Origin of the sequence: Actinoplanes sp. SE50/110, assembly GCF_900119315.1 — a bacterium.
GTDB lineage: Bacteria > Actinomycetota > Actinomycetes > Mycobacteriales > Micromonosporaceae > Actinoplanes.
In genome coordinates this window covers 6,677,832-6,703,816 of record NZ_LT827010.1, presented here as the reverse complement: position 1 = coordinate 6,703,816, position 25,985 = coordinate 6,677,832, and the positions used below count along the sequence as shown (strand labels likewise).

Genomic DNA, 25,985 nt, shown 5'->3' with positions numbered 1-25,985 from the left:
CGGGACAATCGGCTACCGGCAGGCGACGTGGTCGCCGTCGGGGTCGAGCCTCTGGTCGTCCCGACCGGCCACGACAAGGCTGGTGAAGCCGTGCGCTGTCAGCCAGGCGCACTTCGTGGCGGCGTCGGTGAGACCGCCCGGGAAGGTCAGCGGGACGCACTGGGTCGGTGTGCCGTAGTTGTGGTCGCAGCCGTCCACGAACGCGGACACCTTGACCGGCCCCGCCGGCGACTTCCGTGGGGCCGCCGGGCTGGCTGCCGGCCCGCCGGCGAAGTGCTGGACGAAGGGCGCGGGCCTGACGGCCGGTACCGCGGCCGACGCCGTAGCCGGCCGCTCCGCCGGGGATGCCACCGGCGCGGGGGGCGAGGGCGGCACCGTCGCGGCGACGGCCGGAGCGGCCGCCACCACCGAGGGCGGCACCGTCGCGGCGACGGCCGGAGCGGCCGCCACCACCGAGGGCGGCGTGAAAGCCGCGCGGCCGAGCGTCACCAGGACCGCCGCGGCGGCCGCCGTCCCGACGGCCACCGAGAGCCAGGTGATCCTCATCCGACGTGCACCCACTGCGCCACCGACGGCACCCCGTTCGTCCCCACCACGAACAGCATGTACCAGCCGGGCGGCGCGATGTTCGGGTTCGACGTCAGGTTCAGCCCGATCGTGGTCCCGTTCACCGACATCGGCAGGTCGACGAACCGCTGGTTCGGGTCGCTGGAGTGCGTCACGGCCTCGGGCCGGATCAGTTCCGCCTTCAGGATCGGGCCGTCCACCGTGATCGTGTGGCTGGACCCGTATGCCCACCGGTTGTCGGGCATGGCCAGGATCTGCGGCCGCGCCCCGCGGAACAGATACGGCGGCGAGTAGACCGACAGCCGCATGTCGAACGTCCCGTCCCCCGGGTTGTCGCCCACCGCCATCACCCGGCCGTCCGGCAGCAGGAACGCCGACGAGTGATACGTGCGTGGCACCGGGTCGGTCGCCATGCCGGCGGTGAACGTGGCGGTGGCCGGGTCGTACATCGAGGCCTCGTAGACCGGATCGGCCCGGTTGTGCAGGCCTCCGCCGGTCTCGAACACCTTCCCGTCCGGCAGCAGCACCGCCGACACGTACATCTTTGCGGCCGGCAGTGCGGGCCCCGCCGCGTACACCGGATTCGCCTGTTTCAGATCGATGATGTCGGTGAGCCGGTTGGCGTCCACATTGGTGTTGATGTTGCCGCCGCCCAGGGTGAGCACCTTCTGGTCCTGCGCGGGCGGCAGCAGCACACTCGTCGACTGGTCGCGCTCGTCCTTGTTCCGCAGCCCACTCACCGCAGTGATGGTGTTCGCGCCGTAGTCGTAGATCGACGCCCCGGTGCCCGGCAACCCGTTCCCGAAGACGTGACTGCCGGTGTAGAAGAGCCGCCCGTCCTGCAGCAGGATCATCGACGGGTACAGCCCCCAGAAGGCCCACGTCTGGTGCGCCTCGCCCAGACCCAGCCACCGCTGCTGGGCATTCGAGAAGTACTGCGTCGCCACCGTGCCGGACGAGTCCTCCCCGAGGCCGCCCAGCGAGATGACATCCCCGTTGCCCAGGACGGTCGCCGACGGATACCAGGATCCCGCGGTCATGTCGTCGACCCGGGTGTAGCTGTCGGTGGCCGGGTCGAAGACGTACGAGCTCCGCAGACCCTCGTACCCGTGGCTGCCGTCGGCCGCCGGATAGGCCTTGTTCCCGCCCATGATCAACACCCGTCCGTCGGGCAGCTGCACATGCCCCGAGCAGAACAGGTCGGCCGGGGTCGCCACGCTGCTGAACGTGCCGCTCGCCGGGTGGTAGACCGCGGTTGTGAAGGTCTTCGCCGCGAAGTCGTCCGGGTTGTTCCCCGACCCGGCGACCAGCAGTACGTCCCCGTTGCGCAGCACCACCGAGTGGATGCCCCGGACCGGCGAGTCGAACGGCGACACCTGCCACACGCCCTTGGTGCAGGCGTCCCCGGCACTGCACGAGGTGCCGGTCGCCGGCGCGGTCACGTCGTTCATCGCGTAGTCGTCGGTCTGCAGTGTGCCGACGCCGTAGATGGTCACGCCCCAGACGATCTGGTCGGTGTTCGCGGGCACCTGCGGCGTGCGCACGGTCTTCCGCGTCCAGGCCGAGGCCACCGGCAGCGTCGCCAGATCGGTCCAGTACACCCACCCCTGCGCCAAGTCGTGCCGGAACACGGTCATCACGGTGTTCGCGGTGCTCGTCGTGTACCAGGCGGACAGGTCGTACTGGTGTCCCGGCGTGACGGTCGGCGCGCACGACGGGTTCTCCAGCATCATCGCCTTGCGGTCCCCGCTGGGCGAGGTGGCGAGGCTGATCCGCATGGCGGTGGCGCCGGTGTGGCCGGGGCTGCTCACCCCGAAGGTGAAGCTCTGATCACCCCAGCCGGACTTCTCCCAGCACACCGGGAAGCCGGCCGGGTCGAGGTTCTCCAGGCCGGGGTTGGCGACCAGGTTGGCGCTCGCCCGCGCCGGCCCTGCCGGGACCGTAGCGGCGAGCACCGCGAGGAGGGCGACGACGAGCGCTTGGCCGATGCGCTTGCGGTCCGTCCCGCTCAACCACGGCCTGGGGTACGACCTGAGCACCGTCACGCCGGCACCGGCCGGAGGGTGCGCGCCCGATAGATCACCTTGTCCGAGATGAGGAACCGGGCCGCGAACGACACCACCAGCGTGACCAGGTTCGCCGGCAGGACGCCGAGATGCGCCCCGTCGACCAGTAGCGCCAGCAGCGGGATGCGCAGCAGCAGGTCGGCGTTGCCGAGCAGGAAGAACCGGCTGAGCCGGCTCCGGAGGCTGCGGTGCGCCCGCCGGGAGCGGTAGAGCAGCGTGTCGGTCAGCGCGAAGTTCCACCCGACCGCGACCAGGTTGGCGAGTACGGCCGCGGCCAGGTAGTGCACCCCGGCCAGGTGGTTCAGCGCCCACAGCGCGGCCTGGTTGGGCAGCAGCCCGGAGAGGCCGATCAGCGCGAAGATCAGCAGCCGGGAGCGCTGGGCGCCGAACCGCAGCAGCCCGAGGTGCCGGAGGAAGCGCAGCCCCTCGGCGATCGACGACTTGGACTCGCCGGCGTGCCGCGGCTGGAAGGAGTACGGCACCTCGACGATCCGGCCGGGCCGGTTGCGGACCACCAGCTCCAGCAGGATCTTGTAGCCGAGCGGCCGCAGCTCGCCCACCTCCAGGGAGCTGGTGCGGATTGCGAACAGGCCGCTCATCGGGTCGCTGACCTGCAGCAGCGCAGTGCGGAACAGTAGCTTGGTGACGACCGTCGAGCCGCCGGAGACGAGCCGCCGGTATCCGCCGGCCAGCCCGTCGCGGTTGCCGCCGCCCGCGTACCGGCTGCCGACGACCAGGTCGGCGCCGTCCCGGACGCCCGCCGCGACCAGGCCGGGCACGATCTCCGGCGGGTGCTGCAGGTCGGCGTCCATCACCACGATCCATTCGCCGCGGGCCCGTCGCATGCCCTCGACGACCGCGCCGCCGAGGCCGCCGGCACCGTCCTCCCGGTGGTGCACGGTCACCGGGATCGGGCAGGTCTTCGCCGCCTCCCGGATCACCTCGGGGGTGTCGTCGGTGCTGTCGTCGACGAAGACGATCTCGGTCTGGTCGGCGGGCAGCGCTGCGGTGAGGCGGGCGAGCAGGGTGGCGATGTTGTCCCGCTCGTTGAAGGTCGGCACCACGACGGTCTGCCGCAGCGCGGTCCGCACCACCGGCTCCCCGATGGTCCCGCGCATCGTCGCGCGCGCCCTCCCGGGCTGCGCCGTCTCGGTGTGAACGGTGAGGGTCATGACGTTGCCTCCTTGGCCACACGGCGGATCTCGATCAGGCCGTCCGGCGGGCCGAACGAGGCGATCACGGTCGAGTTCGTCAGCAGGGTCCGGATGGTGGGCAGGCTGTTCGGGTCCTGCCGGATGGCCGGTGTCGAGACGATGTAGTCGACGTCGCGCCACCCGCCGGGCAGCCGCTCGGCGACCGCCGAGTCGAGGTCCACCTTGTAGAACCAGAGCACCCTGTCCGGCGGGTAACCGGCGTCGACACAGTCGAGCCAGAGCACGTCGTCGACCACGATCGTCCCGCCCTGCGAGCCGGCCAGCCGCTCGTGGAGATAGCCGGCGACCTGCGCGTACGGCGCGTTGTCGGTCGTGGTCAGCGCCCGGTGGTCTCCGACGTACCAGCGGGGGACCACCACCGTGAGTGACAGCGCCACCGCGGTGCCGAGGATCGCCCACCGCCACCGGGTGCGTCCGGGGCGCAGCGTGGCGACGGCCCAGGCGATCACCCCGGCGATCGCGATCGCGAAGAACGGCATCACCTGCACCACGTACATGGCCGGCAGGTAGCCGCCCGGCCGCAGCGCGACCAGCACCAGGATCGTCCCGGCCAGCGCGGCCGGCCGGACCCGCCGCAGCGCGAGCCCGGCGAAGGCGGCCACCGCCCCGGCGATCAGCAGCACCGAGTCGTAGTAGAGCCACGAGTGCAGCAGCGACGACGCCCCCGAGCCGGCCGAGAAGACGCTGCCCGAGCCGGCCCGGGAGCCCAGCTGGAACTCCCAGGCGCCGATCAGCGACACGTGCCCCGGGCCGGGGAACAGTTCGCCGCGCAGCACCGCGTACAGCGGGTAGAAGCAGCCGATGAGGACGAGGCCGCTGAGGAAGGCGCCGAACGCCCACGGCCGGGTGGAGCTGCGCGCCGCGTTCTGCCACAGTGCCACGACCACGGCCGGCAGGACGACGGCGATCGTCTCCTTCGACAGCACGGCGACCGCGGCCGCGCCGCCGGCCGCCGCGAAGTGCCACAGGTGCCTGCGCGGGGACAGCGCCAGGGCCAGCGCGCCGAGCATCCACACCACGGCGAACGCGTCCAGGTAGATCTGCCGTCCCATGGTCAGGTACAGCGGCGACAGGCCGTAGGTGACCAGCGCCAGCGCGGCCGCCCAGCGCGGCAGCCCGATCCGGCGGCTGACCAGGTGAACCAGGAGCAGCCCGGCGGCCTGCACCGGCAGCATCGCGATCCGTCCGGCGGCGACCGCGGTCAGCGCCGGGAAGAGCAGTTTCGGGAGCCAGGCGAGCCCGGCCAGCTGGACCCAGGCCAGCGGCGGATGGTCGTACCAGTAGGTGTAGTGCGCCAGACCCCGGCCGTGCTGCACCGCCCAGGCCTGCGCCAGGTAGGTGCCCTCGTCGTCGCTGGCCGCCGGGAAACCGGTGATGTTCCAGGTCAGCAGAGCGACGATCACCGCGGTCAGACCGAGGGCCACGGCCAGGTCCGCTCGTCCCTCGCGATGTCGCGGCGGTACGTCACTGCCCGCTGCCGGGACGACCGGGGCGGGCCGGGCCAGGTCGATCGTGGTCATGCCGCCGCCGCCTCGGTCAGGTGCGCGCCGACGTGGGAGGTGAGTTCCCAGTTGCGGCGGCCGGTGTATTCGCGCCAGACGGCTCGCAGCGCCGCCACGGCCAGCACGATGGCGTACGGGAAAGCGCCGATGATCAGGCGGGCGTAGTGGTGCCAACGGATCCGCAAGTCGTACTCCTTGCCGAAGTCGCGCAGCCCGATCACCTGGAACATCAGGGTGGCCACCATCGGCAGCACGGGCAGGAAGGTGACCAGGGCGACCAGCACGGGCAGCTGCGCCCAGAGTGCGATCGCCACCCCGATCGGGATCACCACGCCGGCGAAGGCCTGCACGAACGGGCTGGTCAGCGTGTAGCGGGCGAGGATCCGCTGGCGCAGCGTGGGCAGCCGCCGCCACTCGCCCTTGCGCAGCACCTGCAGGAAGCCCTGGTGCCACCGGGTGCGCTGCTTGAGCAGGCCGGGCAGCGAGTGCGGGGTCTCCTCGCGGGTGACGATCGTGGAGTCGTAGGCGACCACCACCTTGGCCCCGCGGCTCGACAGGCGCACCCCGAGGTCGCAGTCCTCGGCCAGGCAGGTGCCGTCCCAGCCGTTCGCGCCGCGTAGCACGTCGGTGCGCACGAACACGGTGTTGCCGCCGAGCGGGATGAAACCCTTCTTGGCGTGCAGGTGCAGCCGGCTGCGGAACCAGAAGAAATACTCCAGGCAGTTGTGCAGGCTGTACCAGCTGGAATGGAAATTGATCAGCTGAACACCGCCCTGAACCACGTCGGCGCCGGTCGCCCGGAATGCGTGGTCGACGTGTTCCAGCAGGTCGGGATGCACCTGATCCTCGGCGTCGAAAACACCGACCACGTCACCCCGCGCATAGGCCAGCGCGGTGTTCAGTGCCCGTGGTTTGTTCTTCACCTCGTTGTGGTCGGTGACCACCAGGATCCGGCCCGGCGCCCCCGCCGCGACCCGGTGGGCCACCGCGGCGGTCTCCGGGTCGTCGTGCCCGACGATCACGATGATCTCGAACGCCTCGTGGGTGGACCGCAGCAACCGCTGCACGGTGTGCTCCAGTACGGCCTGCTCGTGCCGGGCCGGGACGAGCAGGGAGAACGTCAGATGCTGTTCGCCGTCCGGCGGTGCGAACCGGGTGGCGGCCAGGGTCTCCGGCGTACGCCAGGCGTGCATCGTCCACCACAGGGTGACCACGGCGAACGCCGAGAGGACCACCGAGACGAAAACCATGACGGCGGCAGCCAATGTCTTGTGCCTTTCCGAAATCGGCGGGCCTCGCTCCCGCCGTTCGAGGCAGAGTCAACTGCGTGACGTCGATGCTGTTCAAGGCTCATGTCGACTATTTTGCAATGCGCCGGGAAGGGTTTTCGCGGCCGAAACACAGGCGCAACGCCAACTCCGACATGCCGGAAATGGCCGCCCGATCCGCTGCCGGGGAATGGGTTGCCGGAATGTTGCGCGCGAATATCCCGATTAGTGTGACCGGGCTCATTGCGACGGCGCGTGACGCCATTTATAACAGTAGAAATCAATCGTTCTCGATGAGGCGCAGGGCGGCCGCGGCGATGGCGTCCTGCAGTTGGTCGTGCGGCGGCAGCACGGCCAGATCGCGGCGCATCCCGATCACGCTCTCCACCAGGCCGAGGATCAGGTCGCCGGGGATGACGCCGCCGGCCAGCTCGCGGTAGGTGACGCGGAGCTGCTCCCGGCCGGCCCGGAAGTGCGCGAACGGCTCGGTGGCGATTTCCGGCAGCGCGTACAGGATACCGATGTTCCAGCGGGCGCCGAGCAGCACCCCGACGTCGTAGCGGACCAGGGCGCGCAACGTGTCGGCGGGGCCCAGGCCCTGCGCCGACAGGGCGGCCGCGTAGTCGACCGACGGCCGGACCGTGGCCTCCAGCATCTCGGCGAGGATCTGCTCCTTGGTCCGGAAGTGGTAGTACAGCGACGCCTGCCGGACGCCCACCCGCTCGGCGATCATCCGGGTCGAGGTGGCCGCGTACCCGCGCTCGGCGAACAGCGCGGCGGCGGCGTCCACGATCTCCTCGCGGGCGGAGCCGCCGAGGCGTCGCGCGCCGCTGGACCGGGGGCGGCCGACCGGGGCGGCGGGGTGCGGAGAACTCACCCCGGCATCGTGTCACGCGCCGTTTCGCACCGGCCGCACCGGAGCGATGTAACGCTGCCGACACATCCGGCAACTCAACGTTTACGACCGGGAAACCGCCCGCGGCCCGCGGTCGCCGAACCTGTCAATCGACAGGTATTCGGCGGCGGGCGAGCGGCGCCCGGCCGCCGCCTGCTCCCCGGGAGGCGGTTATGACCACCACCACCAGCACCGACGCCGCGGACCTGCGCGGCTTCGGCTACGAGCCCGAACTTCGCCGCAGCATCGGCAGCTACGCCTCGTTCGCCGCCGGCTTCTCCTTCGTCTCGATCCTGACCACGGTCTTCCAGCTGTTCGCCTTCGGCTTCTCGTTCGGCGGCCCGGCGTTCTTCTGGACCTGGCCGCTGGTCTTCCTGGGCCAGTTCACGGTGGCGCTCAACTTCGCCGAGCTGGCCGCCCGGTACCCGCTGTCCGGTTGCATCTACCAGTGGTCGCGGCGGCTCGCCGGGGCCACGGTCGGCTGGTTCGCCGGCTGGGTCATGATCATCGCGCAGATCGTCACGGTGGCCTCGGCCGCGATCGCCCTGCAGGTGGTGCTGCCGCAGATCTGGTCCGGCTTCCAGCTGGTCGGTGGCGACCCGTCGCTCACCTCGACCACCGGCGCGACCAACGCGGTCATCCTCGGCGCGATCCTGATCGCGCTGACCACCCTGGTGAACGTGATCGGCGTCCGGCTGATGTCGATCATCAACAGCACCGGCGTCACCCTGGAGATCATCGGCGTCGCCGCGGTGGTGGTGCTGTTGCTCGTGCACGCCGAGCGCGGCCCCGGCGTGGTCCTGCACACCGGCGGCCTGGGCAGCGGACTGTCCTATGTCGGCCCGTTCCTGGTGTCGGCACTGATGGCGGCGTACGTGGTGGTCGGCTTCGACAGCGCCGGGGAGCTCAGCGAGGAGACCCACGACCCGCGGCACACCGCGCCCCGGACCATCCTGCGGGCCCTCGCCGCGGCCGGGATCGGCGGCGGACTCCTGCTGCTGGTGGCACTGATGGCCGCCCCCAGCCTGACCGACGGCCGGCTCGCCACCGAGGGCCTGCCCTACGTGCTGACCAGCCGCCTCGGCGAGACCGGCGGCCGGATCCTGCTGATCGACGTGGCCATCGCGGTCGCGGTCTGCACCCTGGCGATCCAGACCGCGGGCAGCCGCATGATCTTCTCGATGGCCCGCGACGAGGTGCTGCCGTTCTCCGCCGCGCTCAGCAGGGTGAACCCGCGGACCGGCACCCCGGCGCTGCCGGCCATCGTGGTCGGCGTCGGCGCGGCCGCGCTGCTGCTGGTCAACATCGGACAGGCCGCCCTGTTCACCGCCCTGACCAGCGTCTGCATCGTGCTGCTCTACCTCGCCTACGCCCTGGTCACGATCCCGCTGCTGGTCCGCCGGATCAAGGGCTGGCCGGTGACCGGGCCGGACGTCACCACCACCGAGCGCGGCGGCCGGCTGTTCTCGCTCGGGCGGACCGGCATCGTGGTCAACGGGGTCGCCGTCGTCTACGGCCTCGGCATGATCCTCAACCTGGGCTGGCCGCGCGCGGAGGTCTACGACCCGGCCGGCGCCCACTGGTACCTGCACTACTTCTCGCTGCTGTTCGTCGCCGCCACGCTGATCGGCGGGGCCCTCGCCTACGCCCGCTACCGGACCCGGGCGATGTCGCTGCACCTGCCGTCGTTCCCGGCCGTCGTCGCCGAGGGGGACCCCGCATGAGTACCGCCACCACGGCCGGCGCCCGGCAGCACGCGCGGGCGCAGGCCGGGACCGTCACCGAACACATGCCGATCGTGCCGGCCAGCCGGGCCGGGGCGGGCCTGGTCTGGGCCGAGACCGTCCCGGGCGGCGGTTACGCGAGCAAGCGGCTGGCCCGCGGCACCACGCTGCGGCTGACCGCCCCGCACGGCGACGCCTGCGTCTCGGTGCTGCTGTTCAACGCCGACGAACCGTGGGAACGCCTCAACGTCGCCGACACCGTCAAGGTCCTCTGGCAGGCGTACGTCGGCGAGGGGCACCTGCTCCTGTCCGACCAGGGCCGGGTGCTCGCCTCGGTCACGGCGGGCGCCGCGGATCTCTCGGACACCTTCTGCGGGACGACGACGATCACGAGCAACATCCGGCGGTACGGCGACGGCAGCGCCCACTCGGGCACCCCCGCCGGGCGTGAGCTGTTCACCCTCGCCGCCGCGAAGCACGGGCTGACCCGCCGGGACCTGCCGCCGAGCATCTCGTTCTTCCAGGGGGTCCGGGTCGGCGACGACGGCCGGTTCGCCCCGCCCGCGGCGGCCGGGCCGGGTGCCACCGTGGAGCTGCGTGCCGAGATGCCGCTCACCGTGCTCCTGGTGAACGTGCCGCACCCACTCGATGAGCGGACGACGTACACCTGCAATGCCGTCGAGGTCAGAGCCGCGACCGGGGCCGCGACCGCGCCCACCGACCGCCTGTGGTCTCGCAGCCCGGAGGGCGAGCGGGCCTTCCTGAACACCGCCGACTACCTCACCGCGCGGGGGATCGCATGACGACCGTTCTCGACCAGATCGTCCCGGCGCGCGCGCCGTGGTCGGCGATCGTGCGCCACGACCAGACCTTGACCATCGTGGACCTGCACGGCAACCAGGCCGTCGACTGCCTGATCTACAACGCCGCCGACACCGCCGAGCGGTACTCGGCGCCGGACACCGTCGCGGCGCAGGGCGGGATCTTCCTGACCACCGGCAGTGTGCTGCGCTCCAGCGAGGGGAACCCGCTGATGACGGTGATCGCCGACGAGGTGGGGCGGCACGACACGGTCGGCGGGGCGTGCAGCCGGGAGAGCAACACGCTGCGCTACGGCCACCACACCCAGCATCAGCACGCCTGCGTGGAGAACTTCCTGATCGAGGGCAGCCGGTGGGGGCTCGGCAAACGCGATCTGGTCAGCAACATCAACTGGTACATGAACGTACCGGTCGACCCGGACGGCAGCCTCGGCATCGTCGACGGCCTCTCCGCCCCCGGGCTGACCGTCACGCTGCGCGCCGAGCTGGACGTGCTGGTGCTGGTCTCCAACTGTCCGCAGATCAACAACCCGTGCAACGGCTTCGACCCGACGCCGGTCCGCATGATCATCTCGGAGGGCTGACCGGTGTTCGACACCCTGCTCGTGGCCAACCGGGGTGAGATCGCCTGCCGGATCATCCGGACCGCCGCCCGGCTCGGCCTCAAGACGGTCGCCGTGTTCTCCGAGCCGGACCGGGCCGCGCCGCATGTGCGGATGGCCGATCAGGCCGTGCTGCTCGGACCGGCGCCGGCCCGGGAGAGCTACCTGGTGGTCGACCGGGTCCTGGCGGCGGCGCTGTCGACCGGGGCGGGCGCCGTGCACCCCGGATACGGGTTCCTGTCCGAGGACGCCGCGTTCGCCACCGCGGTGGAGGCGGCCGGGCTCGCGTTCGTCGGGCCGACACCCGCCCAGCTGACCGCGTTCGGCGCCAAGCACACCGCCCGTCAGCTGGCGAGCGCGGCCGGCGTGCCGATGATCCAGGGCACCGGGCTGCTGTCCGGTCTGGACGAGGCGCTCACCGCCGCCGCGGCGATCGGCTACCCGGTCATGCTGAAGGCGACCGGCGGCGGTGGCGGCATCGGCATGCAGGCGTGCTTCGGCCCGGACCAGCTCGCCCGGGCCTACGACCGGGTGGAACGCCTGGCGGTCGCCAACTTCGGCAGCGGCGGCGTGTTCCTGGAACGCTTCGTGCCGCGGGCCCGGCACGTCGAGGTGCAGGTCTTCGGCGACGGCGCCGGCCGCGTGGTGGCGCTCGGCGACCGGGACTGCAGCCTGCAGCGGCGTCATCAGAAGGTGGTCGAGGAGGCGCCCGCGCCCGGCCTGCCGGCGGCGGTCCGCGACCGGCTGCACGAGTCGGCGGCCGCGCTGTGCGCGTCGGTGGGCTACCGGTCGGCCGGCACCGTCGAGTTCGTCTACGACGCGGCCCGGGAGGAAGCCTCGTTCCTGGAGGTGAACACCCGGCTGCAGGTGGAGCACCCGGTCACCGAGGAGATCTTCGGGATCGACCTGGTCGCCTGGATGCTGCGCCTGGCCCGGGGCGACGCGGGCATGCTCGACGAGCCGCGGCGGGCGGCCGGGGTGGCGGTGGAGGCCCGCGTCTACGCCGAGGACCCCACCCAGGACCACCGGCCCGGCGCGGGACTGATCACCGACGCCGTCTTCCCCGGCGACGTGCGGGTGGACGGCTGGGTGGCCGCCGGGACCGAGGTGGGCACCGCCTACGACCCGATGCTGGCCAAGGTGATCGTCACCGGAGCGACCAGGGGCGAGGCGTTCGCCAACCTGCGTACCGCCCTGGCCGGAACCCGGATCGACGGGATCGAGACGAACCTGGGGCTGTTGCGCGCGGCCGCCGCGCACGAGGACGTGCTGGCGGCGCGACACTCGACGGCGACCCTGGCCGGAGTGCACGACACCGAGCCGCGGGTCGTGGTGCAGCGGCCCGGGACGCTGACGACGGTGCAGGACTGGCCCGGGCGCATCGGGCTGTGGGAGGTCGGGGTGCCGCCGTCCGGGCCGATGGACGACCTGTCGTTCCGGCTGGGCAACAGGGCGCTCGGCAATCCGGAGGGGGCGCCCGGCCTGGAGTGCACGGTGGACGGGCCGGCGCTGCGGTTCACCGCCGAGACCACGGTCTGCGTGACCGGGGCACCGGTGCCGGTGAGCGTGGACGGGCGGCCGGTGCCGCAGTGGGAGCCGGTGGTGGTGCCGGCCGGTGCGGTGCTCGACGTGGGGACGGCGACCGAGGGAGGGTTGCGGGCGTACGTGCTGTTCGCCGGGGGCCTGGACGTGCCGCGGTACCTGGGGAGCGCGGCGACGTTCACGCTCGGGCAGTTCGGCGGGCATGGCGGGCGGGCGTTGCGGGTCGGCGACGTGTTGCGCTCGGCTGTCGGCGCGATCGGGGCCGGCCGGCCCGTCGCCGCGCCCCCGCACATCGGTCATGACTGGCGGATCAGGGTGACCGAGGGGCCGCATGCCGCCCCGGAGTTCTTCACCCGTGAGGACATCGACGCCTTCTACGCCGCCGAGTGGCAGGTACACTTCAACTCCGCCCGCACCGGCGTGCGGCTGGTCGGACCGAAGCCCCGCTGGGCCCGCACCGACGGCGGCGAGGCCGGACTGCACCCCTCCAACATCCACGACACCCCGTACTCGGTCGGCGCCGTCGACTTCACCGGCGACGTGCCGATCCTGCTCGGCCCGGACGGTCCGAGCCTGGGCGGCTTCGTGTGCCCGGCCACGGTGATCACCTCGGAGCGGTGGAAGCTGGGGCAGCTCAGCCCGAGGGACACGGTTCGTTTCGTACCCGTCGACGACCTTGATTTCACGCCCTTGATCAGGACTCGGGACGACGGCGTCCTGGCGAGGACCGACGACGCCACCTACCGGCGTTCCGGCGACGACAACCTGCTCGTCGAATACGGCCCGATGACCCTCGACCTCGGCCTGCGGATGCGCGGGCACGCGCTGATGGACCGGCTGCGCGCCGAAGGCCTGCCGGGCGTCGTCGACCTCACCCCGGGCATCCGCTCGCTGCAGATCCACATCGACCCGGCGGTGCTGCCGGTCCGCAAGCTGCTCGACGTGGTCCGGTCGATCGAGCTGCCCGCGGTCCGCGATCTCGAGGTGCCCAGCCGCACCGTGCACCTGCCGCTGTCCTGGGACGACCCGGCGACCCGGGAGGCGATCGCCCGCTACATGAACGGGGTCCGCGACGACGCGCCCTGGTGCCCGTGGAACATCGAGTTCATCCGCCGGGTCAACGGCCTCGACGCGGTCGAGGATGTCTACCGGACGGTGTACGACGCCAGCTACCTCGTGCTCGGCCTCGGCGACGTGTACCTCGGCGCGCCGGTCGCCACCCCGCTCGACCCGCGGCACCGCCTGGTCACCACCAAGTACAACCCGGCGCGCACCTGGACGCCGGAGAACGCGGTCGGGATCGGCGGGGCGTACCTGTGCATCTACGGCATGGAGGGTCCGGGCGGCTACCAGTTCGTCGGGCGCACCGTGCAGGTCTGGTCCCGCTGGCAGCGCGAGGCCGGCGACCCGTGGCTGCTGCGCCACTTCGACCGGATCCGGTGGTACCCGGTCGGCGCGGAGGAACTGCTCGACCTGCGGGCCGACATGGCCGCCGGGCGGCACCGGCTGCGCATCGACGACGGCACCTTCCGGCTCGCCGACCACGAGGACTTCCTCGCCGCGAACGCGGACTCGATCGCGGCGTTCCGGGCCACCCAGGCGGCCGCGTTCGGCGCCGAACGCGACGCGTGGGCGGCGGCCGGTGAATTCGACCCGCGGCCCGAACCCGAAGCGGCGCCCGCCGCCGGGCAGGTGACCGTGCCGGACGGCGGCGCGCTCGTCGAGGCGCCGTTCGTGTCCAGCGTGTGGCGGGTCGACGTGCGGCCCGGCGACCGGGTGGCCGCGGGGCAGCCGCTGCTCGCGCTGGAGGCCATGAAGCTGGAAACCGTCGTCACCGCGCCGCGCGCCGCGACGGTCACCGACATCCTCGTCACCCCGGGTGCGCAGGTCGCGCCGGGCAGTCCGCTGGTGGTGCTGGCATGAGACCGACGACCCGGGTACGCGCCGCGTACGACCGCCTTGCCCGCAACGAGCGGCCGGAAGCGTGGATCACGCTGCGGCCGGTGACGGACCTGCTCGCCGACGCGGTCGTGGTGGAGGCGCGACTCGCCGCCGGAGAGGAACTGCCGCTGGCCGGGAAGCTCGTCGCGGTCAAGGACAACATCGACGTGGCGGGGCTGCCGACCACGGCCGGCTGCCCGGCGTACGCCTACCGGCCGGCGGTCAGCGCCACGGCCGTGCAACGGCTGGTGGACGCCGGGGCACTGATCCTCGGCAAGACCAATCTGGACCAGTTCGCCACCGGGCTGGTCGGGACCCGCAGCCCGTACGGGGCGGTCCGCGACGTGCGTGACCCGACCCGCGTCTCCGGCGGCTCCAGCTCGGGATCCGCGGTGGTCGTCGCGCTCGGCATCGCCGACCTGGCGCTCGGCACCGACACCGCGGGGTCGGGGCGGGTGCCGGCCGCGTTCCAGGGCATCGTCGGGATGAAACCCACACCGGGCCTGGTGCCGACCGACGGGGTGGTGCCCGCCTGCCGCAGCTTCGACTGCGTGACCGTTTTCGCCCGCACCCTCGGGGAGGGGCGTCAGGCGCTCGGCATCATCAGCGACCCGATGCCGCCCTCGGGCGCAGCGCCGCCGCATCCGATCGTCGCGGTGCCCGACCGCTGCGAGCTGACCGCGCTGTCACCGGACCGGCTCGATGCGTTCGAGCAGGTCACCAAGGATCTCGAAGCCGCCGGTGCCCGGCTGCGGCCGATCCGGCTCGCCCCGTTCCTGGCCGCGGCGAAGCTGCTCTACCAGGGCGGCTTCGTCGCGGAACGCTACGCCGCCGTCGGCGCGTTCATCGACGAGCATCCCGCCGAGGTCGACCCGACGGTGCGCGCCATCATCGGCGCCGCCCGCGACATCCCCGCCCACGTGCTGGTCGCCGACACCGAACGCCTCGACCGGCTGCGTGCCGAGGCGATGGCCGAGTGGGGCGACGCCGACGCGCTGCTGCTGCCGACCGCGCCGACGCACCCGACGAGCGCCGAGGTCGCCGCCGACCCGATCGGCGTCAACGCCACGCTCGGCACCTACACCAACTTCTGCAACCTGTTCGGCCTCAGCGCGGTCGCCGTTCCGGCCGCCTTCGGCGTCCAGATCATCGCCCGGGGATTCGCCGACACGGTCGCCGCCGACGTCGCGGCCCTCGTCCTCGGCGAAACACCCTGCGGCGGTACGACCGGAACCGGGCTGCCGTTGCTCGTGGTCGGCGCCCACCTGACCGGTCAGCCACTGAACCACCAGCTCACCGAGCCGGGCGGCCGCTTCCTGCGGGCCGTCCGCACCGCGGCGCACTACCGGCTGCACGCCCTGCCCACCGACCCGCCCAAGCCCGGGCTGGTCCGGGTGGCCGCGGGCGGCGCGGCGATCGAGGGGGAGGTGTGGGCGCTGCCGCCGGACGCGCTCGGCCGATTGCTGGCCGGGCTGCCGAGCCCGATGGCGCTCGGTCCGGTGCGGCTGGCGGACGGCACGACGGTCACCGGCTTCCTGTGCGAGGGTGTCGCCGCCGAAGGTGCCCCGGACATCACCGGGCACGGCGGATGGCGCGCCTACCTGTCGTCCCGGGCGGGATCGTGATGCGGCGCATCGGTCTGCGGGCGCCCCGCTATGTGCTCGGCGACCTGCTGCTCACCCTGCTGGGCCGGGCCTGGCGACGGATCCGGCGGAGAAGGCGCCGCTGACCGCCCGACCCGCGTGGGGCGGCCGAGCCGGCTCACCGTCCCGGCGCACCGCGCTCACCACGGCCGCCGGCAGAAGGTACGCCGGTCCGGCTCAGCCTGCGCAGCCGGCGCGCTCCTTGTCTCCTCGCCGGCTACGCCGGGTCGGCTGACGTGCTCCGGAATGCCTCGGTGACCAGGCGGAGGTCGCTTGATGTCAGCTCGGCGTCGGCGCTGCGGTAGGCGTGCGATCCGAGGCACACCAAGGCTTGGTCAACGATGGTCCATCCGCAGTCGCGCGTCCAGAAGCGAGGGCTGTCGAGCAACTCTTCGGCGACGGCGTGGGTACCGGACACGGCGCCGACAGCGGTGAGGGCGGCCGCCACCATCTCGGTCACGTCGCTGGGGCGGTCGCGATCTGCGCAGGCCGGCAGGAGAAGCAGCAGTCGTTCAGCGGACGTGTGAGGGGCGCCGGGGGGTCGCGCGGTGTCGATCAGCTCCGGCCAGGCGAGTGCCGGCCCTCGGAAGTGTCCGTCCAGCGCAGCGAGCGGAATCGACCTGCTCCCGGTGCCGGGGTCGAGAACGTAGTCGACACCGCCGTCGTCGGGAAGGTTCCGCATCACGACGTGCAGCTGACCGGTGCCGGCGAGCAGCAGCGAGAACACCGGCCACTCGTGCTCGTCCAGGAAAGCGTCGACCATCTCGTCGAGGTCGGCAGGATCAGCGCCGAAAGCGTACGGCGCCGTTGCAGATCCGCCCACGGTGGACAGGAACGCCGGCCAGAACAGGTCGTGCGCCATCAGCGCGGAGCCGTCGACCAGGGGCGAGTCGACGATCGGCGGTTCGTACCCGTCCAGATATCCCGGGATCATCACCCCGTCATGCTCGCAGCAACCCGGCGCCGACTACAACCGGTGACGTACACCCGGTGCCCGGCGCACACGGACGGCGGCAGATCCGGTCGTCGTGCCGATCGCGGCGGCTGTGGGGCCAGCCGTTATCCCCCTTTGACAAGGCGGTCGTGGAATCTTCATGCGCGCGAGTCATGGGCCGGCACTCTGGCGGCGAAAACCGATTGCGTGGTCTCTGCGGTGTGGTTGGGTCGACGCATGTCGATCACGATGCAGCTTGCGACGCCGGATTCGTTAGGCGAGATCGTTGAGGCGGTAGCGGTCTGGCAGCACACCGGCGGGCCCGTGCAGCTTCATCCAGGCGACCTCGGGTGGCACTGGAGGTTCGGCGGGCGGGAGTTGGCCGAGGCCGTCCGGGTGTGGACCCGTAACGGGCAGATCCTGGCCGTTGGCCTGGTGGACGACGGGGTGATCCGCATGGGCATCGCACCGGGCGTCGACGAGGACGCCGCGTTCGCCGCCCGGCTGCTGGCCGATCTGTCGGATCCGGGGCACGGGGTACTGCCCGACGGCGCCGGGGCCGTCGAGGCCCGTTTCGGCGCTGCTCTTCGACACCTCCTCCGTCGCAGCGGTTGGGTGCCCGACGAACCGTGGACCCCGTTGTCTCGCGAACTGATCGAGCCGGTGGAGGACTGCGGGCTCAGGGTCGAGGTCATCGAGGCGCACAACGTTCGGGATCGGTTCGTCGATGATCGGGTCGCGGTGCACCGGGCGGCGTTCGCCAACTCGACGTTCACTGTGGAGCGCTGGCGCGCGATGGCCGCTGCCCCGCCCTACCGTCGGGCCCGGTGCCTGGTCGGTTACGACGGCGACGGCGATGCGGTCGCCGCGGCGACGGTCTGGTCGGCCGGGGGCGGGCGACCGGGTCTGCTCGAACCAATGGGCGTTCATCGGGATCACCGTGGCCACGGGTACGGCCGCGCCATCACGGTGGCCGCGGCCGCCGCGTTGCAGGAGATGGGGTCGTCCAGCGCGATGGTGTGCACCCCGAGCAGCAACGTCGGCGGCGTGGCGACGTACGTCTCGGCCGGCTTTCAGAAGGTCCCGGACGTTACCGACTTCCGCCGCACGAGTTGACTGAACGACGAACTCGAAACACTCAATACGATCTCTGTGTATTCGCGCGCGGCTGGGTGACGGTATTGGTCGTACGATCAGGGGCACACGAAGTGGCTGATCGTCCTTGCCGTGAATTCTGAATCTGGCGTGCGTGGCACATTCAGCGTTGTCTTGCGAAGCCGCCGGCGGGCCGGCACGCTGTTGGTCCGGCGGCGGTTTGTCGTAGCGGTTCACCACCTGATCAGCGGAAATGGGGAGACTCCGGTGGCGCTTTCCTCCGTGCTTGATCCGACCGCTCGACGTGGCGCGGCTCGTACGGCACGGCGGGCGCTGCCGAGTCGCCATGCCCGGCAGCGCCCGCGGATGCTCGAAGACTTATCAGTGCGTGCGCGGGTCGACGTCGCTGCTGCGGCTACCGGCCTTGGCCAGGCCGCGGCTGATCATGTAGCCGATGGTCAGCAGCGTGATGTACCACCACGCTTTGTCAGCGGCGAAATGGTCGGTGCCGTTGTTGGCGGCCCCGTCGCCGACGGTGTAAGAGGCGATCAGTACGCCGATGACTGCGAGCACATAAACAATCAGCTCAGTGGTCTTGAAGGAGGGCTTGGTCTCCTCGCCCCGGAACCGGTTTCCCTTCACGGCGACGTTCTCGTGTGCGTGGGTGCTGGTAGCCATAATCAACTCCTGAAATTCACGTTTAAGCCGTCGGAAAACTGGCGTGACCACTGACTACCCGGCCGGTGAGGTGACAATCGGCAAACGCACGGGTGTTTCCAACCCGTTACCAAGACAAGGGCTCGCGGTCGCGGGAAAATAACGCACCGGTAACGGCACGTCGTGGTGCGGTCGCCAGCAGAGGAGGACGACGGTGGGTCCTGATGAGAACACCTATGTCCGGGATCAGAACGCCCGTGTGGATCCGATGCTCACCATCGGCACGATCACCGCCGCGGGGCTGCGGGACATTCTCGCCGACCTGCCCGACGACGCCGTGGTGGTCGTCGCGAGGGATGGAGCGGGCGACGACACCTGTTCACCGTTGGCCGATGTGGAGGAGTGCTGGTACCTCGCGGCGTCCGGTGAGTCCGTTCCCCTCGGGCGTGACGGCGACGGCAATGTCCACGAGCCCGGCCCCGGCGACCTGTACGCCGTCCTGCTGCGCCCCACCTGCTGACTCCGAGCAGCGGCGAACCTGCCCCGGGCTGTACGGCACGAAGTGCGGCAGGAGGGACGCCGGCTGCGAGACGCAGCCCGACGCACGGTGCCGGTCAGCTCTCGTCGAGGGCGGCGTGCATGCGGGTCAGCAGGGTGCCGAGCAGCGCCCGCTCGTCGTCGCTGAAGGCCGCGAGGGCCCGGTGGGTCGCCGCCATCTCGGCGCGCACCATTCCGACCACCTCCTCGCCCGCCGGCGTCCGCCCGATGATCTTGATGCGGCGGTCGGTGGGGGCGACGTCGCGGCGGACCAGGCCGCGGCGCTCCAGCCGGTCGACGAGGCCGGTGACGTTGGAGGCGTCGCAGGACAGCTGCTTGGCCAGCGCCCGCATGGACTGCGGCCGGTGCACCAGGATCAGCAGCTTGACCTGCGTGGAGTTGAGGTCGTGCCGGTCGGCCACGGCGGCGAACTCCTGGTAGTACGTGCTGCTGGCCAGCACGAACCGCTCGATGAGCTGGGTCGTCGAGGGGCTGTCCGGCTCCGGTGGGTGGCGCACGGCACCAGCGTACCGAGAAGCTTGACTTTTTCAACAGTTGCCATTTACGGTCCCATTCACTTGAAAAAATCAAGCTTTTAGCAAATCAAGCTTTGTGAAGGACACCCGACGATGTCTTCCCCCGCCGCGCGCCGCGAGACCGTGCTGGTGCTGGTCCTCGGTGTCGCCACCATGGTGGTGTCGATGATGCAGACCCTGGTCGTGCCGATCCTCGGCCTGATCGGGCACGACCTGCACGCCAGCACCTCCGAGGTCAGCTGGGTCACCACGGCCACGCTGCTGTCCGCCGCCGTCTTCACCCCGCTGCTCGGCCGGCTCGGCGACCAGTACGGCAAGAAGCCCACCCTGCTCGCCGTCCTGGTGGTGATGGTCGCCGGCTCCGTGCTGGCCGCCCTGACCCACTCGCTGGGCTGGCTGATCGTCGCCCGGGTGCTGCAGGGCGCGGCCACCGCCATCTTCCCGCTGGCCCTGTCCGTCGTCCGGGAGCACCTGCGCCCGGAACGGCTGCCCGGCGCGATGGCCCTGATCAGCGGCACCCTCGCGTTCGGCGGCGGCCTGGCACTGGTCACCACCGGCCTGCTCACCCAGGGCGCGGACGCCGACTTCCACCGGGTGTTCTGGCTCTCCGCCGGCCTCGCCGTGCTCGCCCTGCTCGCCGTCGCCGCGATCGTGCCGTCCGGCGGGCACCGCAGCGGCGGCCGGGTCGACGTGTGGGGCGCGCTCAGCCTGGCCGGCGTCCTGGTGGCGCTGCTCCTGCCGATCTCCCAGGGCCACGGCTGGGGCTGGGCCAGCGCCCGCACGCTGGGCTGTTTCGCCGCCGCGGCGGTCCTCGCCGTCGTCTGGGTGCTGATCGAGCGGAGCGTCGCCGAGCCGCTCGTCGACCTGCGGATGTTCACGCACCGGCCGGTGTTCTTCACCAACCTGGCCGGCATCCTGGTCGGGTTCGGCATGTTCACCCAGTCGATCGGCATCTCGTATCTGGTGCAGATGCCCACCGCGCTGGCCGGCTACGGCTTCGGCGCCTCGGTGCTGCGCGCGTCGGTGGAATACCTGCTCCCGGCCGCGGTCGCCTCGCTGCTCGCCGCCCAGCTCGGCGGCGTCCTGCTGCGCCGGATCGGCGCCCGCGCCACCCTGGTCGCCGGCGCCGCCCTCGGCGCGGGCGGCTTCGCCTGGCTGGCGGTCACCCACACCCGGCCGGCCTCGGTGATCGCCGCCGGCGCGGTGATCGGCGCCGGCGTCGCCCTGGGCTACGCTGCCATGCCCGCGCTGATCATGGCCAGCGTCCCGCACCACCAGTCCGGCATCGCGAACGGCATCAACTCCATCTCCCGCTCCACCGGCAGCGCGATCGGCAGCGCCACGGTCACCTCCCTGCTGGCCGCCGCCAGCGTGCCCGGCCTGCCGCCGGGTGTGCCGCCGCTGCCCGCCGAAAGCCAGTTCACGCTCAGCTTCGTCCTGGCCGGTGCCGCCTTCGCCGTCCTGATCGTGATCACCCTGACCGGCCTGCGCCGCCACCCGCAGACCCCGGCCACCCCGGCCGCCCCCGCCATCCCGGCGACCGACCCCATCCACCCCGATCCGGCGCCGGTGGCGGCCGCGCGCTGATCAGGCGTTCCGACGATCCGGCGCCGGTGGCGGCTGTGCGCTGATCAGGCGTTCCCATCATCCGGCGCCGGTGGCGGCCGCGCGCCGGCCGTCGGGCTGTCGGGCTGTCGGGCTGTCGGGAAACGGTGACGACCTACGATGGCGCCGTGCCCAGCGAGCGTGAGATCTTCTGGCGGCCGATGCGCGATCCGGGGCCGCGACCTCCCGACGGCGCGATGCCGGCCGGTGGCCGTGAGCAGCTGCGGTATGTCGCGCGGCGGCGAGCCGCCGAGCTCTGGCGACATCCGGAACCCGGGGCGCTCTGGTCGGTGGCGGCCTCGTCGCGGATGTGGGAGCGGCGGGTCACCGACGACGACTTCGCCGAGGTCCGGATCGGGACCACCGCGGTGCGCACGGACGGGTCGTACGGGTCGCTGGGCGCCACCGCGGTGGCGCAGCTGCCGGTGCGGCTGCGGCTGACGGATTTCCCGCGGGTGGTGCTGCACGGTGATCGGGACCACACCACCGCGCTGATCCGGGCGGTGCTGGCGCAGCTGGCGGTACTGCACGCGCCGGACGAGCTCGGCATCACGGTGGTCGCCGCGGCGCCGCGGCAGGTTGACTGGGCGTGGGTGGCGCAGCTGCCGCACGCCGATGCCGACGGTGCGCCGGCGCACCGGGTGCTGGTGCTGGACGGGGTGGAGCCGCCGCCGGTGGAGGGGCCCGGCACGGTCCTCGACATCGACGGGCGACTGCCGGGGGACGGGATCCACCTGACCGTCTCGGCGGGCGCCGTGTCGGTGATCGGCCGGGAGCACGAGGGCCCGGTGGCGGTCCCGGACGGGATGGACGAGGTCCACGCGGCGGGGCTGGCCGCGTTCCTGGCCGGATATCAGGCGCCGGCTCAGGCGTGGCAGCCGAACGAGACCCTCGCGCACCTGGTGGGGCTCGCGGACCCGGCCCGGCCGGGGCCGCGGCGGGAGCCGGGCGGGCTGCGGATCCCGATCGGGCGGACGCCGGACGCCTCGATCGTGGAGCTCGACCTCGGCGAGCACCCGCACGGCCTGCTGGTCGGTGCGACGGGCTCCGGCAAGAGCGAATTGTTGCGTACGATCGTCGCCGCCCTCGCCGTGACCCACGCGCCGGACGAGCTCACCTTCGCGGCCGTCGAGTACCGGGGTGGTGCGACCTTCCGGGAGCTGGACAGGTTGCCGCACGCGGCCGGCGTCATCAGCAACGTGGAGTTCTCCGAGGACTGGCGCACGCCGGAACGGATGCAGGCCGCCCTCGTCGGCGAGCTCGACCGGCGACGGCGGCTGCTGCGGGCGGCGGGGCCGTTCGCCTCCCGCGGGGAGTATGCGGCCGCCCGGGCCGGCGGCGCGCCCCTCGCCCCGCTCCCCGCGCTGCTCATCCTCGTCGACGAGTTCAACGGCCTCCTCTTGGACCGGCCGGATGTCGCCGACCTGTTCCTGCGGATCGTCCGGGTGGGCCGCGACCTCGGCGTCCACCTGCTGCTGGCCACGCAACGCCTGGAGGAGGGGCTGCTGCGCGGGCTGGAGAGTCACCTGAGCTACCGGATCGCACTGCGCACCTTCTCGTCCCGGGAAAGCCGGCAGGTGCTGGGCGTTCCGGACGCCTACGAGCTGCCCCGCCATCCCGGGCACGGCTACCTGCGGGCGGGCGCCGAGCCGACGGTGCGGTTCCACGCGGCGCACAGCTGCGGCTGGGCTCGGCTTCCCGACCTGGACGAGCTCGGCGACCCGACCGGTGTCGAGGAGCACGACCGCCGGAGCGACCTCGAGAAACTGGTCGACGCGCTGGCGGGCGAGGAGCCCCGCGCACACCGGATGTGGCTGCCGGTGCCGCCGGAGTCACCGTGCCTCACCGGGTTGCTCGCCGGGGCCGGAGGCGATCGACTGCGCGTGCCGGTCGGCATCGTCGACGAACCGTACGAGCACCGGTACGGCCCCTTGCTGCTGGACGTGGCCGGCAACGTCGCGATCGTGGGAGACACCCGCTCCGGCAAGAGCACCCTGGTGCACACGCTGACGACCGCGCTCGCCCTCCGGCACAGCCCCGCCGACCTGCAGTTCTTCCACCTCAACCCGGGCGCGGAGCCACTGCCGCACCGGTCGGCCGCGGCCGGCTGGGGCGACACCCACGGGGTGCGGCGGATCGTCGGGGAACTCCGGCGCCTCCTGGAGAATCGTGCGGCGGGCGAGACGTGGGACGACCCGTACCAGACGATTGTTGTGATCGTCGATGGCTGGAACGGGTTGCGCAACAGCCCCCCGGGGTCTGGAGGCCGCCGTCGTCGAGCTGGTCCGCCGCGGCCCGGAGCACCGCATCCACGTGGTGCTGACCGCCGACCGCTGGGCGGATCTCAGCGCCGGGCTGCCGGAGTCCGTCGGCACCCGGCTGGAGCTGCGGTTGCGCGACGCCGAGCGGTCGATGGTCAGCCGTCGTGCCGCGCTGGCCGTGCCGCGCCGCGATCCCGGGTACGGGCTCACCCCGGACGGCCGGCATTTCCGGTCCGCCGCGCCGTGGCCAGACGCGGCCGTGCCGATCCGGGCCGCCTGGTCGGGGCAGACGGCCCCGCAGATGCGGATGCTGCCGGAGCTGCTGAGCCCGGCGGACCTGCCGGACCGGCCCGGGGAGGGCTTCCCGATCGGATTGGACGAGTCCACTCTGGAACCGGTCCGGTTCGATCCGGGCGCCGACCAGCACCTGGTGGTCGTCGGCGATCCGGGATCCGGCCGGACCGGGGTGCTGCGGTTGATCGCGCAGTCGATCGTGGCCCGTTGCATGCCGGCGGAGGCCCGGCTGATGCTGGTCGATCCCCGCCGCGGCCTGACCGGCGCGGCCGACGGCCGGCACCTGCTGATCCACGCCGGCTCCCGGGCGGCGGTGGCCGACGCCGTCGCCACGGTCCGGCAGGCGATGACCGAACGGCTTCCCGGCCCGGAGGTGACCGCCGAACGGCTGCGCAAGGGCCGCTGGTGGCGAGGACCGGACCTGTTCGTGCTGGTCGACGACTACGACCTGGTCGCCGGCACGGACGGCGACCCGCTGGCCGAACTGGTCCCCCTCCTGCCGTACGCGCGGGACATCGGCCTGCACCTGATCGTCGCCCGTCGCACGGCGGGCGCGGCCCGGGCGATGTACGAGCCGCTGCCCCGCATGCTCACCCTGCTGAACAGCGCGTTCCTGCTGCTCTCCGGCAGCCCGGCGGAGGGCCCTATCGTCGGTGACGTCCGCCCCGCCAAGCAGCCCCCGGGCCGCGGCACGCTGGTCACCCGGGCCGGCGTCCGGGTGGTGCAGACGGCGTACCCGCAATAGCCGGGCGCCCGGCGGCACCGGCCCGGGGAGAGGGTGCGGGCCGTCCGGGTGCGTCACAGGATCATCAGGCCGGGGACGGTGCGGTGCCGGCTCAGGTGTCGCACCGCCTCGCCGGCCGGGATCGGGGGGCGCCGGCCGGGGGCCGTGGTGGCGTGCCGGAGGTAGTCGGTGGCGTGCCCGGCCGCCGCCGGCAGGGTGGGATACCGGCGGGCCAGCAGGTTGCCGACGGCGCCCCGGCCGGCGAAGGCGGCGATCGAACGCCAGTGCGCCGGGGCGGCCAGCCGGCCGTGCGGTGTCCCGGGCGGGTCGGGCAGCACGGTGATCCGGTCGTAGGGCCGGCTGCCGGCCAGCCACCACTCCGCGGCGGTGGCCGCGGCGTGCGACGACGACTCGCACCAGTAGGGCACGACGCCGGCGTCGAACGCCTGCCACGGATCGGTCATCCGGCCGGTGCCGACCAGGGCGTGCCGGGCGCCCGGCGGGGGTGACAGCCACGCCCGGTGCAGGTCGGCGACGGCGGCGCTGAGCGCGTGCGGGTCGCTGTAGAGCAACCGGTGGCCGGCCGATCCGCCGGCCGCGGCCACGGTCCGGATCTCCGCTTCCAGGCCGGGCTCGCCGCTGGTCTCGGCGTAGTGCCGGGGTGTGCCGGCCGGCGGGTCGGTCCAGTCGCCGGCGCCGATCCGGTGCAGCAGCCGGCCGAAGGCGTCATCGCCGCCGCGGTAGTCGGCCGGGTCGCCGCCGGCGACCGGCGACCCGATCTGGAAGCTGTAGCCGGGTGGGCCGCCGTCCACCGGCCAGGTCCGCAGGTCGCGGACGAACAGGTGGACGCCGTCCGGACCGCGGGTGGTGAGGAACGACCGGTACGCCGCGGGCAGCGTGCGCCACCGCACCTGCAGGGACACCGTCGCACCACACAGGACGCCGCGGGACACGGGATCGTGCACCTGCCGCACGGTGACCCCGGGATTGCGGTCCAGGATGGGCCCGGCCAGGCGGGCGCCCCAGTCCCGGGCGGCCGCCCAGTCACCGGGGTCCCCGCCCGGCCACGGGAGGGTGACCGTGAAGGACGTCGGCAGCCAGGCCGCCCCGCACGCGGCCGCCAGGTGCACCGCGGCGCCGTGCGGCGAGCCGAGGACCACTGCCGGATAGCGTGGTGACCGGTGGTGCCCGGTCACCCAGCGGGCGACCGCCTCCGCGTCCACGTGCCCGGCCAGCGCCACCGGCAGGGCCTCGCCGGCGGCCTCCGCGGTCAGCGCGGCGCGGCGGGCCCGGTCCGGCAGCTCGCCGTGACGGCCCAGCACCGGCACCCGGGAGAGGGTGTCGTCGCGACGATCCCCGGGCGGCACCGACAGGGCGAGCAGTGCCCGGCCGGTACTGTCGGCGCACATCACCCGGCCGGCGGGCAGGGCGGGCGTCCAGGCCGGGCCGCCGGTGGTGCGGTGAACGGTCATCGGGCGTCCTTTCCGGAGGGACGCCCGCGTTCCCCGGCCGCGCGCCGGTAAACCGGGGGTCACCGCACGGCGACGGCACCCGGCC

19 protein-coding genes and 2 pseudogenes are annotated in these 25,985 nt (G+C 72.6%); 11 read left to right on the top strand and 10 right to left on the bottom strand.

Annotated elements, in window-relative coordinates; genetic code table 11:
* Positions 1 to 12: 12 nt before the first annotated feature.
* The 6 genes from ACSP50_RS42580 to ACSP50_RS30070 all read right to left on the bottom strand — a co-directional run bounded on the left by ACSP50_RS42580 (position 13) and on the right by ACSP50_RS30070 (position 7,494).
* Entirely contained in the window at positions 13 to 546 is a 534-nt protein-coding gene (locus ACSP50_RS42580) for a hypothetical protein (protein WP_155123674.1), read from the bottom strand.
* The gene (locus tag ACSP50_RS30090; RefSeq protein WP_052311768.1) at positions 543 to 2,612 is read right to left on the bottom strand and encodes a galactose oxidase early set domain-containing protein; all 2,070 of its coding nucleotides are present in this window, start codon (positions 2,610 to 2,612) and stop codon (positions 543 to 545) included. The genes ACSP50_RS42580 and ACSP50_RS30090 overlap by 4 nt, the downstream gene beginning before the upstream one ends.
* Positions 2,609 to 3,805, bottom strand: coding sequence for a glycosyltransferase (locus tag ACSP50_RS30085; RefSeq protein ID WP_014693071.1), 1,197 nt, complete (start codon positions 3,803 to 3,805; stop codon positions 2,609 to 2,611). Before ACSP50_RS30085 ends, ACSP50_RS30090 begins: the two co-directional genes overlap by 4 nt.
* Complete coding sequence (locus tag ACSP50_RS30080; protein ID WP_014693070.1) at positions 3,802 to 5,367, bottom strand: glycosyltransferase family 39 protein; 1,566 nt, start codon at positions 5,365 to 5,367, stop codon at positions 3,802 to 3,804. The genes ACSP50_RS30085 and ACSP50_RS30080 overlap by 4 nt, the downstream gene beginning before the upstream one ends.
* Complete coding sequence (locus ACSP50_RS30075) at positions 5,364 to 6,599, bottom strand: glycosyltransferase (protein ID WP_014693069.1); 1,236 nt, start codon at positions 6,597 to 6,599, stop codon at positions 5,364 to 5,366. The genes ACSP50_RS30080 and ACSP50_RS30075 overlap by 4 nt, the downstream gene beginning before the upstream one ends.
* A gap of 298 nt (positions 6,600 to 6,897) precedes the next feature.
* Positions 6,898 to 7,494 carry a TetR/AcrR family transcriptional regulator gene (locus ACSP50_RS30070; protein WP_043512443.1) on the bottom strand — a complete coding sequence of 199 codons (597 nt, stop codon included), beginning with the start codon at positions 7,492 to 7,494 and terminating at the stop codon, positions 6,898 to 6,900.
* 191 nt (positions 7,495 to 7,685) lie between these two features.
* Between ACSP50_RS30070 and ACSP50_RS30065 the strand changes: the two genes are divergently transcribed.
* The 6 genes and pseudogenes from ACSP50_RS30065 (at position 7,686) to atzF (ending at position 15,767) form a co-directional block, all read left to right on the top strand.
* Entirely contained in the window at positions 7,686 to 9,236 is a 1,551-nt protein-coding gene (locus ACSP50_RS30065) for an amino acid permease (RefSeq protein WP_014693067.1), read from the top strand.
* Positions 9,233 to 10,039 carry an urea amidolyase associated protein UAAP1 gene (locus tag ACSP50_RS30060; protein WP_014693066.1) on the top strand — a complete coding sequence of 269 codons (807 nt, stop codon included), beginning with the start codon at positions 9,233 to 9,235 and terminating at the stop codon, positions 10,037 to 10,039. The genes ACSP50_RS30065 and ACSP50_RS30060 overlap by 4 nt, the downstream gene beginning before the upstream one ends.
* On the top strand, positions 10,036 to 10,641 hold the full coding sequence (locus tag ACSP50_RS30055) for an urea amidolyase associated protein UAAP2 (protein WP_014693065.1): 606 nt from the start codon (positions 10,036 to 10,038) through the stop codon (positions 10,639 to 10,641). Before ACSP50_RS30060 ends, ACSP50_RS30055 begins: the two co-directional genes overlap by 4 nt.
* A gap of 3 nt (positions 10,642 to 10,644) precedes the next feature.
* Positions 10,645 to 11,961 (top strand): annotated as a pseudogene (locus tag ACSP50_RS45225) (acetyl/propionyl/methylcrotonyl-CoA carboxylase subunit alpha); the annotation flags it as partial.
* A 3-nt stretch (positions 11,962 to 11,964) separates the two neighbouring features.
* Positions 11,965 to 14,124, top strand: a complete 2,160-nt coding sequence (locus ACSP50_RS45220) for a 5-oxoprolinase/urea amidolyase family protein (protein ID WP_369793967.1) — start codon at positions 11,965 to 11,967, stop codon at positions 14,122 to 14,124.
* Positions 14,121 to 15,767 (top strand): allophanate hydrolase, encoded by a 1,647-nt coding sequence (atzF, locus tag ACSP50_RS30045; protein WP_014693063.1) that lies wholly within the window; start codon positions 14,121 to 14,123, stop codon positions 15,765 to 15,767. Before ACSP50_RS45220 ends, atzF begins: the two co-directional genes overlap by 4 nt.
* A 235-nt stretch (positions 15,768 to 16,002) precedes the next feature.
* Here atzF and ACSP50_RS30040 read toward each other — a convergent pair whose 3' ends face one another.
* A complete protein-coding gene (locus ACSP50_RS30040; RefSeq protein WP_014693061.1) occupies positions 16,003 to 16,719 on the bottom strand; it encodes a hypothetical protein in 717 nt (238 codons plus the stop codon).
* Positions 16,720 to 16,761: 42 nt separating this feature from the next.
* On the opposite strand from ACSP50_RS30040, the gene ACSP50_RS30035 reads away from it, so the two are divergent.
* Positions 16,762 to 17,835 carry an N-acetyltransferase gene (locus ACSP50_RS30035; protein ID WP_231956747.1) on the top strand — a complete coding sequence of 358 codons (1,074 nt, stop codon included), beginning with the start codon at positions 16,762 to 16,764 and terminating at the stop codon, positions 17,833 to 17,835.
* A gap of 360 nt (positions 17,836 to 18,195) precedes the next feature.
* On the opposite strand, the gene ACSP50_RS30030 is transcribed toward ACSP50_RS30035, so the two are convergent.
* Positions 18,196 to 18,492: a hypothetical protein gene (locus ACSP50_RS30030; RefSeq protein WP_014693059.1), complete on the bottom strand. Its 297-nt coding sequence runs from the start codon at positions 18,490 to 18,492 to the stop codon at positions 18,196 to 18,198.
* A gap of 193 nt (positions 18,493 to 18,685) precedes the next feature.
* On the opposite strand from ACSP50_RS30030, the gene ACSP50_RS30025 reads away from it, so the two are divergent.
* A complete protein-coding gene (locus ACSP50_RS30025) occupies positions 18,686 to 18,991 on the top strand; it encodes a hypothetical protein (protein ID WP_014693058.1) in 306 nt (101 codons plus the stop codon).
* Positions 18,992 to 19,085: 94 nt separating this feature from the next.
* Here the strand turns inward: ACSP50_RS30025 and ACSP50_RS30020 are convergent, their stop codons facing one another.
* Positions 19,086 to 19,526, bottom strand: a complete 441-nt coding sequence (locus ACSP50_RS30020) for a MarR family winged helix-turn-helix transcriptional regulator (protein ID WP_014693057.1) — start codon at positions 19,524 to 19,526, stop codon at positions 19,086 to 19,088.
* Positions 19,527 to 19,637: 111 nt separating this feature from the next.
* Between ACSP50_RS30020 and ACSP50_RS30015 the strand changes: the two genes are divergently transcribed.
* The 3 genes and pseudogenes from ACSP50_RS30015 to eccCb all read left to right on the top strand — a co-directional run bounded on the left by ACSP50_RS30015 (position 19,638) and on the right by eccCb (position 24,449).
* Positions 19,638 to 21,131 carry an MFS transporter gene (locus ACSP50_RS30015; RefSeq protein WP_014693056.1) on the top strand — a complete coding sequence of 498 codons (1,494 nt, stop codon included), beginning with the start codon at positions 19,638 to 19,640 and terminating at the stop codon, positions 21,129 to 21,131.
* Between the two features lie 179 nt (positions 21,132 to 21,310).
* Positions 21,311 to 23,263, top strand: a pseudogene (locus ACSP50_RS45215) (FtsK/SpoIIIE domain-containing protein); the annotation flags it as partial.
* Positions 23,264 to 23,372: 109 nt separating this feature from the next.
* Positions 23,373 to 24,449 carry a type VII secretion protein EccCb gene (eccCb, locus tag ACSP50_RS30000; protein WP_014693054.1) on the top strand — a complete coding sequence of 359 codons (1,077 nt, stop codon included), beginning with the start codon at positions 23,373 to 23,375 and terminating at the stop codon, positions 24,447 to 24,449.
* A 53-nt stretch (positions 24,450 to 24,502) separates the two neighbouring features.
* Here the strand turns inward: eccCb and ACSP50_RS29995 are convergent, their stop codons facing one another.
* Positions 24,503 to 25,900, bottom strand: a complete 1,398-nt coding sequence (locus ACSP50_RS29995; protein ID WP_014693053.1) for a hypothetical protein — start codon at positions 25,898 to 25,900, stop codon at positions 24,503 to 24,505.
* Between the last annotated feature and the right edge of the window lie 85 nt (positions 25,901 to 25,985).

Coding starts and splice junctions, on each gene's coding strand:
- ACSP50_RS42580 (WP_155123674.1), bottom strand. CDS start 546: ATGAGGATCACCTGGCTCTCGGTGGCCGTCGGGACGGCGGCCGCCGCG.
- ACSP50_RS30085 (WP_014693071.1), bottom strand. CDS start 3,805: ATGACCCTCACCGTTCACACCGAGACGGCGCAGCCCGGGAGGGCGCGC.
- ACSP50_RS30080 (WP_014693070.1), bottom strand. CDS start 5,367: ATGACCACGATCGACCTGGCCCGGCCCGCCCCGGTCGTCCCGGCAGCG.
- ACSP50_RS30075 (WP_014693069.1), bottom strand. CDS start 6,599: ATGGTTTTCGTCTCGGTGGTCCTCTCGGCGTTCGCCGTGGTCACCCTG.
- ACSP50_RS30065 (WP_014693067.1), top strand. CDS start 7,686: ATGACCACCACCACCAGCACCGACGCCGCGGACCTGCGCGGCTTCGGC.
- ACSP50_RS30060 (WP_014693066.1), top strand. CDS start 9,233: ATGAGTACCGCCACCACGGCCGGCGCCCGGCAGCACGCGCGGGCGCAG.
- ACSP50_RS30055 (WP_014693065.1), top strand. CDS start 10,036: ATGACGACCGTTCTCGACCAGATCGTCCCGGCGCGCGCGCCGTGGTCG.
- atzF (WP_014693063.1), top strand. CDS start 14,121: ATGAGACCGACGACCCGGGTACGCGCCGCGTACGACCGCCTTGCCCGC.
- ACSP50_RS30040 (WP_014693061.1), bottom strand. CDS start 16,719: ATGATCCCGGGATATCTGGACGGGTACGAACCGCCGATCGTCGACTCG.
- ACSP50_RS30030 (WP_014693059.1), bottom strand. CDS start 18,492: ATGGCTACCAGCACCCACGCACACGAGAACGTCGCCGTGAAGGGAAAC.
- ACSP50_RS30015 (WP_014693056.1), top strand. CDS start 19,638: ATGTCTTCCCCCGCCGCGCGCCGCGAGACCGTGCTGGTGCTGGTCCTC.
- eccCb (WP_014693054.1), top strand. CDS start 23,373: ATGGCTGGAACGGGTTGCGCAACAGCCCCCCGGGGTCTGGAGGCCGCC.
- ACSP50_RS29995 (WP_014693053.1), bottom strand. CDS start 25,900: ATGACCGTTCACCGCACCACCGGCGGCCCGGCCTGGACGCCCGCCCTG.